Annotated in this window: 16 protein-coding genes; all 16 read right to left on the reverse strand. The window is 40.3% G+C overall.

Translation table 11 applies throughout. The features are described from left to right. Positions 1-68 precede the first annotated feature (68 nt). The 16 genes from GPS65_RS11890 to GPS65_RS11965 all read right to left on the reverse strand — a co-directional run bounded on the left by GPS65_RS11890 (position 69) and on the right by GPS65_RS11965 (position 12,922). Positions 69-854 (reverse strand): CheR family methyltransferase, encoded by a 786-nt coding sequence (locus GPS65_RS11890; protein ID WP_161985426.1) that lies wholly within the window; start codon positions 852-854, stop codon positions 69-71. A 144-nt stretch (positions 855-998) separates the two neighbouring features. After that, on the reverse strand, positions 999-1,445 hold the full coding sequence (ndk, locus tag GPS65_RS11895) for a nucleoside-diphosphate kinase (protein ID WP_012010385.1): 447 nt from the start codon (positions 1,443-1,445) through the stop codon (positions 999-1,001). Between the two features lie 130 nt (positions 1,446-1,575). After that, the gene (gene hepT, locus GPS65_RS11900) at positions 1,576-2,538 is read right to left on the reverse strand and encodes a heptaprenyl diphosphate synthase component II (RefSeq protein WP_012010386.1); all 963 of its coding nucleotides are present in this window, start codon (positions 2,536-2,538) and stop codon (positions 1,576-1,578) included. Positions 2,539-2,562: 24 nt separating this feature from the next. Further along, positions 2,563-3,267: a demethylmenaquinone methyltransferase gene (locus tag GPS65_RS11905; protein ID WP_012010387.1), complete on the reverse strand. Its 705-nt coding sequence runs from the start codon at positions 3,265-3,267 to the stop codon at positions 2,563-2,565. Positions 3,268-3,270: 3 nt separating this feature from the next. Next, entirely contained in the window at positions 3,271-4,038 is a 768-nt protein-coding gene (locus GPS65_RS11910; RefSeq protein WP_012010388.1) for a heptaprenyl diphosphate synthase component 1, read from the reverse strand. Positions 4,039-4,152: 114 nt separating this feature from the next. Continuing rightward, positions 4,153-4,383, reverse strand: a complete 231-nt coding sequence (mtrB, locus tag GPS65_RS11915) for a trp RNA-binding attenuation protein MtrB (protein ID WP_003216082.1) — start codon at positions 4,381-4,383, stop codon at positions 4,153-4,155. Between the two features lie 24 nt (positions 4,384-4,407). Beyond that, a complete protein-coding gene (folE, locus tag GPS65_RS11920; protein WP_003215789.1) occupies positions 4,408-4,977 on the reverse strand; it encodes a GTP cyclohydrolase I FolE in 570 nt (189 codons plus the stop codon). 190 nt (positions 4,978-5,167) lie between these two features. After that, positions 5,168-5,446, reverse strand: coding sequence for a non-specific DNA-binding protein Hbs (hbs, locus tag GPS65_RS11925; protein WP_003215863.1), 279 nt, complete (start codon positions 5,444-5,446; stop codon positions 5,168-5,170). 374 nt (positions 5,447-5,820) lie between these two features. After that, complete coding sequence (spoIVA, locus tag GPS65_RS11930) at positions 5,821-7,299, reverse strand: stage IV sporulation protein A (protein ID WP_008344534.1); 1,479 nt, start codon at positions 7,297-7,299, stop codon at positions 5,821-5,823. 204 nt (positions 7,300-7,503) lie between these two features. Then, positions 7,504-8,229, reverse strand: a complete 726-nt coding sequence (locus GPS65_RS11935; RefSeq protein WP_088000980.1) for a hypothetical protein — start codon at positions 8,227-8,229, stop codon at positions 7,504-7,506. A gap of 17 nt (positions 8,230-8,246) precedes the next feature. Then, positions 8,247-8,450 carry a DUF2768 domain-containing protein gene (locus tag GPS65_RS11940; protein WP_034318888.1) on the reverse strand — a complete coding sequence of 68 codons (204 nt, stop codon included), beginning with the start codon at positions 8,448-8,450 and terminating at the stop codon, positions 8,247-8,249. A gap of 265 nt (positions 8,451-8,715) precedes the next feature. Beyond that, on the reverse strand, positions 8,716-9,753 hold the full coding sequence (locus tag GPS65_RS11945) for an NAD(P)H-dependent glycerol-3-phosphate dehydrogenase (RefSeq protein WP_088000979.1): 1,038 nt from the start codon (positions 9,751-9,753) through the stop codon (positions 8,716-8,718). A gap of 14 nt (positions 9,754-9,767) precedes the next feature. Next, positions 9,768-11,078: a ribosome biogenesis GTPase Der gene (der, locus tag GPS65_RS11950; protein ID WP_012010393.1), complete on the reverse strand. Its 1,311-nt coding sequence runs from the start codon at positions 11,076-11,078 to the stop codon at positions 9,768-9,770. A gap of 159 nt (positions 11,079-11,237) precedes the next feature. After that, positions 11,238-11,432, reverse strand: coding sequence for a capping complex subunit for YIEGIA (locus GPS65_RS11955; protein WP_003215794.1), 195 nt, complete (start codon positions 11,430-11,432; stop codon positions 11,238-11,240). Positions 11,433-11,438: 6 nt separating this feature from the next. Next, entirely contained in the window at positions 11,439-12,323 is an 885-nt protein-coding gene (locus GPS65_RS11960) for a YIEGIA family protein (protein ID WP_012010394.1), read from the reverse strand. Beyond that, complete coding sequence (locus tag GPS65_RS11965) at positions 12,320-12,922, reverse strand: YphA family membrane protein (RefSeq protein WP_012010395.1); 603 nt, start codon at positions 12,920-12,922, stop codon at positions 12,320-12,322. Before GPS65_RS11965 ends, GPS65_RS11960 begins: the two co-directional genes overlap by 4 nt. Positions 12,923-12,958: the final 36 nt, after the last annotated feature.

Genomic DNA, 12,958 nt, shown 5'->3' on the forward strand with positions numbered 1-12,958 from the left:
AATCTCCCTTCATCGCATTAACGCTTTTAAGTAAAACTATGATAACACACTTATGACTAAAAAGTCAGCTACATACCCTTCTTTTGATAAAAGAAAGTATCAGCAGATGTCAGTCCAAACTTTTCCGGGTGAAAAATTTGTTCAGTTGAACCAACAAATAATACGCCATTTGGTTTTAAACTATTGCTCATTTTCATGTAAATCTCTTCTTTTGCCTCTTCTGTAAAGTAGATAAGGACATTTCTGCACACGATAAGATCAAGCTGTTTTTCATAAGGATCTGCTAAAAGGTTGTGCTTTTTAAATTGAATATGCCTTCTCACTTCATCTTTCACAGTGTAAAATGAAGAATCTTCTTTTGTGAAATATTTTTGCTTGATTTGATCTGGTACCTCTTGTAGTGATCGTTCATGGTATCTTCCTTTTTGAGCTGATTGCAGCACTTTATCATCAATATCAGTTGCAATAATTTGGAAGTCCTTCACAAGTGGATGGCTTGATAGCAGCATCAGCATTGAGAGTGTATATGGCTCCTCTCCTGTCGAACATGCCGCACTCCATATTTTCAAGGTCCCACCGTTTTTCGAAAGGAGTGGGAGAATTTTTTGATCAAGCACTTCCCAGCGCTGATAGTTTCGGTAAAATTCTGACACATTAATCGTCATTCGATCCATCGTCTCATCTAATAGTGCTCTATCCTTTTCAAGGGCAGCCGCAAAGGCTTCAAAATCTCTATAGCCTTTTTTATCATAAAGTGACGTTAATCTTCGTTTCATTTGTGCTTCTTTATATAAATTAAGATCCACTCCGGTTAGTTTTTTCCATTTCCCGACAAATACTTGATATTGATCCATCAAAGTCCTCTCCTGTCTCATCTATCTTTGTCCTAGTATAGCTGTTTTTATCGAAAATTTGTATCTTCTCATGCGAAATTTCGTGTAGAAATATTCATATAAAAAAGCCAAGGTGCTCATTTGATGAACACCTTGGCTTGAATTTTAATAAATCCAGCTTGAGATGGTTTGATCCCAGTTTGTAATTTCTTCTTGTTTGAAGAATAAGTTGATTTCTCTTTCAGCACTTTCTGGTGAGTCTGAACCATGGATAATGTTTTTTCCAACTGTCAATCCATAGTCTCCTCTTATCGTGCCCGGAAGCGCTTCCTTCGGGTTTGTTTTGCCGATCATCTGTCTTGTGACATCGACTACCTGTTCACCTTGCCATACCATTGCAAACACTGGTCCTGATGTAATAAAGTCAACCAATTCCCCGAAAAATGGTTTTTCTTTATGCTCTCCGTAATGTGTTTCTGCTACTTCTTTTGGAATACTCATTAGTTTTGCACCAACAAGCTGAAGCCCCTTTTTTTCGAATCTTGACACAATTTCACCGATTAATTGTCTTTCTACACCATCAGGTTTGACCATAAGAAATGTTTTGTCCATATACGTTCTCCACCCCGTCGTTTATGTATGTATAGGCTTACATTGTTACAAAGTGATCGTATCATTTTTTTATACAATAATCAATTTTTGACAAAAAATTTCACAAAAAAACCAATCAACAATATGTTGATTAGAATTTTCGTTTTCCAATATATTTGGCAATGGAAGCGAGTGATGTTCTTGCTCGCCCTCGAGGAAGTTTATCTAGCTGTTCGAATGCCTTTTTCAAATACATTTCACTCACTCGAATCGAGCGATCGATCGCATCTGTTTGTTTGAGATGTTCAATCACAGGCTTTAGCTGCATTTCTGTTGTTTCACTATTAATCAGCTTTAATTGGCCTTCGAGTGTAGGATTCTTCAGTGCATATAAGACTGGGAGTGTGACATTTCCTTGTAAAAGGTCCCCTCCAACAGGCTTACCAAGCTCTTCTTCAGTTGATGTGAAATCAAGCACATCATCAATGATCTGATAGGACATCCCGACATAGTAGCCAAACCAGTAAAGGGCTTTATGTGTTTTCTCATCTGTACCTGCTGCTATTGCACCTAACTGACAGCTACCTGCAATGAGTAAGGCTGTTTTTCGTTTGATTCTTCTTAAATATGTACGCAGGTTTTGATCCATATTGTATTTGTCTTTCACTTGCTCGATTTCACCAAGACAGAGCTCGACGACCATCTTTGACAAAATTTCATGTGCCATCGGATGATTGATCTTTGTCATATACTCAAGCGATCTTGCAAACATATAATCTCCTGTGTACATGGCAATTCGATTGTCCCATTTTGCCTTAATCGTTGGCTTGCCTCTTCTCAGCTCTGCATCATCAATGACATCATCGTGAACGAGCGATGCCATATGAATGAGCTCAAGCGCAACGGCAACATATTTAATTTTATTAATGTCGTAGTCGCCAAACATGCCTGAAAGGAGAACAAAAACGGGACGGATTCGTTTTCCGCCCGCTTGCAGCAAATGAAGACCTGCTTCACTTAATAATGCATAATCAGAGCGAACTGTTTGTTCAAGCTCTTTTTCGATAATATCGATATCATGATTTAAAAAAGAGATCATTGCTTTTAGTTTCATTATTTTCACCCAAATATCGTTTATTCAAAGCTTCTTTCCGATATGTGTTGCTGCTACACCGCCTGTAAATGGATGATACGAGACATCAGACAGACCCGCCTCTTCGAAAAGAGCCGCTAGTTCTTTCATGCCAGGGAACGCTTTGGCTGATTCTTGAAGCCATGAATACTCCTGATAGCTTTTGGCAAACAGTTTACCAAAGAGCGGCATGATGTATTTGAAATAGACATAGTAGCCTTGTTTAAACCCAATCATTTCAGGTTGTGATGTCTCTAGACAGACAACCATTCCACCAGGCTTCACGACTCTTGTCATTTCTTTTAGCACCGTTAAGTAATCTGGGACGTTCCGTAGGCCAAAACCGATCGTGACATAATCAAATGTGTTATCCTCAAAAGGAAGCTCCATCGCATTTCCGTGGAGCAATTCAATTTGATTATAGCCCCCACTCTTCACCTTCGTTTCTCCAACACTCAACATATTTTTACTAAAATCAAGGCCCTTGACTTCACCTTTGTCTCCAACAGCATCAGCAAGCGCAATGGTCCAATCGGCTGTTCCGCAGCATACGTCTAATGCTTTGGCTCCTTTTTGAACATTCATGAGTTTCATTGTTTTATCGCGCCATTTTTTATGCTGCTTAAAGCTGATGACAGAGTTCATTTGATCGTAGTTTTTATAAATTTTTTCAAATACACCGTGTACTCGCTGTTCTTTTGATTGCTGCATGACTTACCCTTCTTCCACTTTCTGATGATACGCAGGTTCATTTTTCATATGATCCAGGCGATTTAATAGCTCTTTTTGAACGACCGGAGATGAAACGAGATGCTCCTTGATTGATCGTCTGGCCTTTTCATAGCCTTCATTCTCAAAGTTGTCAAAACATGTATAGGCGTCCGTATGGCTATCGTTCAAAAAAAGTTTTAAATGTTTGTCATCTTCTGCTTGTTTCATGAAACGCTTATAAACAAGGAAACGACTTGCAATCTCATTCCAATGCGTTAATTGAAAATGCTCAGAAACCCTTTGGAATAACGCAGACTCAACCGTTGCTACACTTTTATAAAAGTGCGCCGCATCTTGAATGGATCGATCATATAGTCTAATTTTATGTTCATTGATTTCTTTGATCGCCGTTGCGAGCGTGCGAATCATGTAGATGTCTTTCATGTCGGAGAGAAGAGAATAATAGAGACCGCTGAAATAGTCTCCTGCCAAGATAGTCAGCTGACGATTTTTGAATTCGTCTTGTTTGATCGCTGCAGCAGTTGTGACTTCGTCATGGGTATCAAGGGCAATTTGCACAAGCATCGCCGTTAAAATATAATTTTCTTTTTTCTCTGCATCAATTTGAGCTTCATCAAACATTGCATGAAAAAGAAGGAGCTTATCTTCATCGATGAGTGGCGCACGTAAATGTTTCGCCAAATAAGGATGAGAAAGCTTTTTATTTAATTTTATATTTAGATTAGATAAAATTCCGTAGATGTCTTGCAAAGATATCACCCTTGTCCCAAAAATTACAGTTTCATATGTAGCCCTGCACGTTGTATAGAGATTTATTATACCATATCAGCTCTCACTTTGATGCTATCAAGTGCATTCAAGTATTTATTTCTTTGCTTCGCTTTGAATTTCCCCGAAGCTTGTTTGAATGACAGCATCGCCTCTTACTTTGATCGCTGACGTATGCTCAGTAAATTGTGCAATAATCACTTCACCTTTATCGAGCTTTTCGGAATGGTGAAACCTTGTGTCAGAGCCTCTAGTTAAGCCGATGACGTTTACACCATTTTCATTGGCTTTAATCACTACAAAATCAGATGCTTTATTTTCACTCAATCTGTTCACCTTCCATCTATTGAATTAGTCGTTTTTAATAAAGGAAAGCACTTCTGCTCTTGCCGCTGCATCATTTGCAAATGTACCGCGTACTGCTGAAGTCACTGTTTTTGCGCCTGGTTTTTTCACTCCGCGCATCGTCATACACATATGCTCTGCTTCAACGACAATCATCACGCCATGCGGATTGAGTGTTTCCACCATACTATCTGCAATGGTCGATGTGATGCGTTCCTGAAGCTGCGGGCGTTTGGCAACAGCCTCTACAGCTCTTGCAAGTTTGCTAAGTCCTGTCACTTTTCCGCCGCGCGGAATATAAGCGACATGAGCTTTTCCGTAAAAAGGTACAAGGTGGTGTTCACACATTGAATGGAAAGCAATATCTTTTACAAGAACGAGTTCTTCGTGGTCTTCACCAAAAATGGTTTTAAAATGTTCTTTTGGATCTTCATTTAATCCCGAGAACACTTCTTCATACATTTTTGCTACTCGTTTAGGGGTATCAAGAAGTCCTTCACGATCTGGATCTTCTCCGATGGCTTTTAATATATCGCGTACTGCGTGTTCGATTAGTTCTTTATTTATTTCACTCATGTATTATATCCTCCAAAGGCGATTACATTTCAATCAGATTCTAGCACACTTCAGATCCTAAAAGCAAAGGAGAGCGTTCTAAACAAACCTTTTGATTCAAAAGGAAAAGCCCCTTATGAAAGGGGCTTTTCTAGACCAGTGCGAAACTGTATATGTATAACTCCTGCAATAGGATCATTACACATAACGATTATTTACCTGCCACCGCGTCTTTAAGTGCTTTACCTGGTTTGAAAGCAGGTACTTTGCTTGCAGGGATTTCGATCTCTGCACCAGTTTGTGGGTTACGTCCTTTACGAGCTGAACGCTCACGTACTTCAAAGTTACCAAAACCGATAAGTTGGATTTTGTCACCATTTTTAAGTGCATCTAAAATTGTATCAAAAACAGAATCAACTGCTTTTGTCGCGTCTTTTTTAGATAACTCGCTTGCTTCAGCAACCGCGTTAATAAGTTCTGTCTTGTTCATGCCTTTCACCTCCTCCCAAAAATATGCATTCAATAGATTGTTATCATTTCTTCACAATTCATCTTCTTTCTATACACTTTTTTCGAAAAAAATAGCGTCTAGAAAGCGGTATACATGGCTTTTCATTAGAAAACAACTCTTTGAAGGAATGTTTGTCCAACAAAGTGAAGATTTTCTGTAAGTAGATTAACACATATGAAATACCATATCAAGCATTTTAAAGGTAAGAATCCTTATTCGTCAAGGATTAAGGGCACTTTTGCGAACGAATATTCCTAATTTCAACCTGAATCTGACTAATCTTTATACAATTGTCTTTTTATGACTCATTCCATACGCAAAAAAAGACCCCTGTCAATGAGAGGTCTCACATGCTATAGAATAATCGCGATCAAACCGCCTGATCCTTCGTTGATGATTCTTTCAAGTGTTTCTTTCAGTTTATATCTTGCATTTTCTGGCATCAGTGACAGCTTTGCTTGAATGCCTTCTCTGACAAGGGAGCTGAGTGAGCGCCCAAATATATCAGAATTCCAAATCGAAAGCGGATCATCTTCAAAGTCTTGCATTAAGTAGCGGACGAGCTCTTCACTTTGTTTCTCAGTTCCGATAATCGGTGCAAATTCACTCTCTACATCTACCTTAATCATATGAATAGATGGTGCAACCGCCTTTAGTCGTACGCCGAATCTCGAACCCTGTCTTATGATTTCTGGCTCATCTAAACTCATATCAGACAAAGCCGGAGCCGCAATTCCGTATCCCGTCTGCTTCACCATTTTTAAGGCATCTGATACTTGATCATATTCTGTCTTCGCATGCGCAAAATCTTGCATGAGCTCTAGAAGATGGTCTTTCCCTCTAATTTCTACACCAACCACTTCTTTTAGAATATGGTCATATAGATCATCTGGGGCGTACAGGTCAATCTCCGCAATCCCTTGACCCATTTCAATCCCTGCTAAGCCCGCTCTTTCAATAAAGTCAAATTCACTGAATTGACCAACGACACGGTCAACATCTCTTAATCTTTTAATATCCTTTACAGTTTCTTTCACTGAGTCCTGATAGCTTTCTCTCAGCCAGTGATCTTCTTTCAGCACCATGACCCAGCTTGGAAGGTTCACATTCACCTCTAGGACTGGGAATTCATATAATGCTTCACGAAGCACACTGAGGACATCTTGCTCTCTCATACTTTCTACACTCATGGCGAGTACTGGAATATCATATTTTTGGCTCAGTTCCTGCCGCAGCGCTTCTGTTTCAGGGTGATAGGGTCTCACAGAGTTGATCACCATAATAAACGGCTTTCCAACCTCTTTGAGTTCATCAATCACACGTTCTTCAGATTCAATATAATCATGTCTTGGGATTTCCCCAATGGAACCATCCGTTGTAATCACAACACCGATGGTTGAATGCTCTTGAATGACCTTGCGTGTGCCAATTTCCGCAGCTTCATGGAACGGGATTGGCTCTTCATACCACGGCGTGTTAATCATTCTTGGACCATTTTCATCTTCATACCCGCGCGCACCTGGGACAGTGTATCCTACACAATCGACAAGCCTGATGTTGACATCAAGACCGTCACTCACATGAATCGATGCCGCTTGATTCGGTACAAATTTTGGCTCAGTGGTCATAATGGTTTTTCCTGCTGCGCTTTGCGGCAATTCATCCTGTGCTCTTGCACGATCTGCCTCATTATTGATATTCGGGAGCACCACGAGCTCCATAAACTTTTTAATAAACGTAGATTTCCCTGTACGAACAGCGCCAACGACTCCTAAATATATATCGCCTCCTGTTCGTTCAGCGATATCCTTGAAAATATCGACTTTTTCCAAGTGATCCCCTCCCGGACTTGCTATCCTCGTTTTCAAATAAAATACTCTATTCTTCAATCAAACTTGCTTGAAAGGTGTCTGGACAATATATGTGTATGACGTTGTCCTATTTGAATATGACACCTTTTTTGTTTTGAGAGTATGTTTAGCCATAAAAAAACCTTTCTCCTCATTTATATGCAGAGGAAAAAGGTTCATTCTTGTTTATGAGGTCTTTTTTTCTAAAAAGTCGGGCTCGCCTTTTTTGTTGATGGTATATGGGACAGAAAACGCGGGTACAAACGGGGTTTCCTGCCAATAGACATCTTGAATGTTTTCACCTGGTTTCAACTTTTGTTTCGTATTCTTTAAAATATGAGCAAAATCACTGCGGTAGTCCACATAGATTTCGCCATTTGATGAAATCAGTAATGGGAGGGAATTCCCTGTCACAGGGCTCATGACCGTAGGCGGCGATTTTAAGCCTAGCTTTTTTTCATTTAACGTATATAAATTGTTTGATACGACTTTGCCGTATGGCGGATATGTATGTTCATCTTGATATAATTTGATCCTAAGCCGTAATTCACTGATGGTTTGCGTCATTTTGACATCAAGCAGTTTTACAGTTGGTTTTTTTTCGACGTCTGTGAGGACATAAATATATTCTCCCCCGCCTTCAAAGGAAGTAGACGGTACATCGTGTAAATATCTTGGTGACAAGCGCTTAAAGTCGATGACGTACTTCTGATAAACCGGCGTGTCTCCTTCTTTCGTTTCAATCGGCAAAAGACCATTTGTTGCTTTTTGAAATTCCTCAATCGCTGTCTGAACGCTTTGTAGCTGCTCTTCGTACGGCACACGGTTTTCAGTTTTGCGATTTTCTGGATACAGACAACCTGTTAGTAACATAAGTGCTAACAACGTGACACTGACTTTTGCTTTGATCATCACATTCTTCCTTTTCTTTATTCATTGACCGGCCCACTAAATACAACTAAAAACACAATGATACCTGATATCAGCATCAAGCTATATGCGACGGTCGAGGCTGTTATTTTAAGAAACCGGCTCTTCAGCTTAAATCGACTGAAATAAATGGTTACTACAGCTAAAAACATGAGCCCCATTGAACCAAGTGCAAACCACATCTTGATTAAAGCAAAACTCATCGTGCCTGTCCCCCTTTAAAACGAACAAATTGTAAGCGTTTATATTTCATTCTAAACCAAAAATAAGGTAAATATCAATCATTTTTCCAATCATTCAGAAAAAAGCGCATAAAAAAACTGAAGCAAAGAGGGGGACTCCGCTTCAGTCATTAGGTCGACTATTTTTCCTCATTCTGTAGAGGCAAAGCTCTATTCAAACTTCATTGCTATGTTATGCAAGTCTTCCCCTTCTTGCATCCTCTACACGCCTAAGTTAGTCTTCCATTTATTTTGTTTGGTTCTCAAACATGTTCACAAGGTCTTCCATTTCATGTGTTTTCACACGTGCCATTAATGACTCGACAGCATCGTCCACCTTTTTCCCTTCAAACAGGACGTGGTAAAGAGCCTCTGTAATCGGCATGCTGACTTTGTATTCTTTGGAGAGCTGATAAGCGCCTTTTGTTGTACGGACGCCTTCAACGACCATCCCCATCTTCTCGAGCACTTCTTCAAGCTTATACCCTTTACCAAGCAGATTTCCGCAGCGCCAGTTACGTGAATGAACACTTGTACATGTCACAATCAAATCTCCAACGCCCGTTAAGCCCGCAAATGTCAGAGGATTCCCTCCCATTTTTGTACCGAGACGTGCGATTTCAGCGAGTCCTCTAGTGATGAGCGCCGCTTTTGCATTGTCACCATATCCAAGCCCGTCTGTGATTCCTGCCGCAAGAGCAATGATATTTTTCAGTGCGCCGCCAATTTCTACACCAATCACATCAGGGTTTGTATAGACTCTAAAGTTGTTGTTCATGAACAAATCTTGAACAAATTGAGCTGCTTCAATATTTTCTGATGAAACAGTGACAGTTGTCGGATGACGCAAGCCTACTTCCTCAGCGTGGCTCGGTCCTGATAAGACAACGACAGCTTCTCTTTTCTCGTCTGGGACTTCTTGTTCAATCATTTGAGATATTCTCAGAAGTGTATCTGGTTCAATCCCTTTACTTACATGAACAAACGGCACTTTTGACGTGATCAGCTCATTTGCCCGCTTCAACACTTCACGAATGGCCTTTGTAGGTACAGCGACAATAATAGCGTCTGTCCCCTCTAACGCCTGCTTCATGTCTGTCGTCGCCTTGATAGACGCTGGCAGTGCGACATTTGGCAAGTAATCATGATTTTCATGTTTCTCATCGATTTGGTCAATGAGCTCTTGTCTATGTCCCCACATGTGTACATCATGATGATTATCAGCTAATACAAGAGCAAGCGCTGTTCCCCAGCTTCCTGCTCCAAGTACTGTAATTTTCTTCATTCTGCTCACCCTTTTTATTTTCTCGCTCTCGCAAATATTTTAATCGGTGTTCCTTCAAAACCAAACGCATCTCGAATACGGTTTTCTAGGAAACGTTCATAAGAAAAGTGCATAAGCTCTGGATCGTTTACAAACACAACAAAGGACGGAGGCTTAATGGCCACCTGTGTCGCATAATAAATTTTCAGGCGCTGTCCATTGTGTGTCGGTGTTGGATTCATTGCGACTGCATCCATGATGATATCGTTCAAAATATTCGTTTGAACGCGCATCGCATGATTTTCACTAGCTGTAATAATGGACGGCATTAACGTATGAATTCTCTTTTTCGTGAGAGCAGACATAAATAAGACAGGTGCATAATCTAGGAATTGAAAATGCTCACGAATGTTTTGCTCAAATTCCTTCATCGTACGCTCATCTTTTTCAACAGCGTCCCATTTGTTCACAACGATTACAACGGCTTTACCAGCTTCGTGTGCATAGCCTGCAATACGTTTATCTTGCTCAATAATGCCTTCTTCACCGTCTAGAACAACAGCGACAACATCAGAACGATCAATGGCTTTTAATGCACGAAGCACACTGTATTTCTCTGTTGTTTCGTATACTTTTCCTTTTTTTCTCATACCTGCTGTATCAACAATGACAAAGTCACGCTGATTGTACGCAAACATCGTATCGACAGCATCTCTCGTTGTGCCGGCGATGTTGCTGACAATGACGCGGTCTTCTCCGAGCATCGCATTCACTAAAGAAGATTTCCCTACATTCGGGCGGCCAATTAAGCAGAACTGGACAACTTGTTCATCATACTGCGTATCTGGTAAGTTCTTAAAGTGTTCTGCAACTGCATCAAGTAGATCACCAAGACCTAATCCGTGCGTTCCAGAAATCGGATATGGCTCACCAAACCCTAGTGCATAAAAGTCATACACATCACTTCTCATTTCAGGGTTGTCCAGTTTATTAACAGCAAGTACAACTGGCTTTTTCGTGCGATATAAAATTTTTGCGACTTCTTCATCCGCTGATGTCACACCATCTCGGCCATTCACCATAAAGATGATGACATCCGCTTCATCCATTGCAATTTCTGCTTGATGGCGAATTTGCGCTAAAAATGGCTCATCACCAATATCAATTCCACCAGTATCTATTAAGTTAAAGTCATAATTTAACCATTCAGCAGAGCTATAAATTCGATCTCTTGTTACACCAGGTGTGTCTTCTACAATCGATATTCTTTCGCCTGCGATTCGATTAAAAATTGTAGATTTTCCAACGTTGGGCCTTCCAACAATGGCTACGACAGGTTTACCCATAGTACCCTTCCTTTCAATCCAGCCGCGATTCAATATGTTCATCATCATGTTTCAACCGGGATTTAAAATTTTCATTCAGTTTTATGAAATAAACCCTTCAAACATGAAGGGTTCAACTTATATATTATATCAATTTTTAATCAGACCACAATGAATAACTTAAAAATGTTTGACAATCAAGTAAAGGTCTTCTCCAATTCCGTGTGCAATGCCATCTAAAATGGCCTCTAAATTCATCGCGTACATGTCGAGTTCTTCTTTATTTTCACAGAAAAAAACTGCTGTTCCGCCCATGACTCGCTCTTTATTTGTTGTAGCCACAGCGAGTATAAATTGTTCAATGGTGTTCGCCATGCCCTATTACCTCACTTTCTTTTTTATGAACTCTGTCGGCATTCTGATGGCATTTTCTAAAATGGGTACTTCTTCTAATACACGGACAGCCAGATCTTCACGATACCATTGCGGTAAAATGAACACACCAAGTGTGCCGTTATTTAGATCTCGTTTTGCGAGCGGACAGAGCGAAGGTTCACCAGAGTCGCGATACACACCAAGTACATTGGATAAATCAAATAAGATGGCTTGCCGCTGCCCAAGGTTAGCAATTGTTGTGGCTGCGTTGAAATTTTTCGGTGTCAAAACAAAACCCATCCCATGCTCTAAAATGAGCTTTTGCTTTTCGGGCAGTCCGATATTCATGATGTAAATATCATTCACATAAAGCCCTGCCCCATCAAAGCGGAGCTCTCCTTTTTGTATGTTGACAATATCCTTTAATTGACTGCCAGACATTAATAGCTTTGCCAAGAAAAAACAAAGAATACCGACCACTGTCCCAATAATGAGCGAGAAGAAAATGCAAGCTGTGGTCGTAATCAGCGCCGTGAGAATCGCAATATAATTTCGACTTTCAAAGGCAATGGCAATGCCTTCTATATATGTACTACCTCTTGATACTAGCTCATATGAATCCATCTGAGTTAACGTATTTCTTTCCATATTGCGGACATCTCGGAATTGCGTGGCCGCCAGTGTGAGAAACGTAATCGCCGTAAATTCCTCCTGAATGAGTGCAGGCATAATGATCGCACCAAGTCCTGAAGCGATAAAACCAAGCGCAATGTGAATTACTTGTCCATGAATATACGTAGGATATTGCCGGTAATCTGTTCTTAACATATAAAGCCTTGCCGCCATCCCAAAGATGACACCAATAATCACAGGAAACGTATAATCCGTCATGTTGATTTTGCAGCCCCTTTTACTGGTTTTCTTGATGAACGGGCGTTCAAGAGCTTTTCAAGCTGATCGACACCTAATAGGAAGATGGACCCTTGAACAACAAGGGACAGAAAAGAGAGATCTCCTATGACAATCGATGATGTCAGGCGGTGAATCGTGAGCGCATAAAGGGCTTCGCCAAGACATATAGACATCATCCATAAGGTGACTCGTTCTTTGAAATCATGTCCATATGTCAAAGACATTAAGATCAGCAAGGCAAATACGACCCAATCCACTTTTATTAGCGTGAACCAAACCGGGTCATATAATGCAAAAATCATAAAAAAGGCATATGCGCTCACCATAGAACCTAATTGTATGATTCTCATTATTTGATGACCAGACCGGCATAGAACAAAACCTGCACATGCATATAAAAAGGTCATCAAATACCCCGCATTCAGGCTCATGTCAAACATGGATATCATGAAATGACTACATATAATATGGACAAGAACACAGATGCCTAACACATTGCGCCATAAGCTTTTTTCCATAATAAATGTCACGATAATCCAAACGAACCATATGGACCAATAATAGTACAAAGCTTCCAACGTCTCATCACCTCAATTACATTATGGGAAAATCAC

The organism is Bacillus pumilus (assembly GCF_009937765.1).
Classification (GTDB): domain Bacteria; phylum Bacillota; class Bacilli; order Bacillales; family Bacillaceae; genus Bacillus; species Bacillus pumilus_O.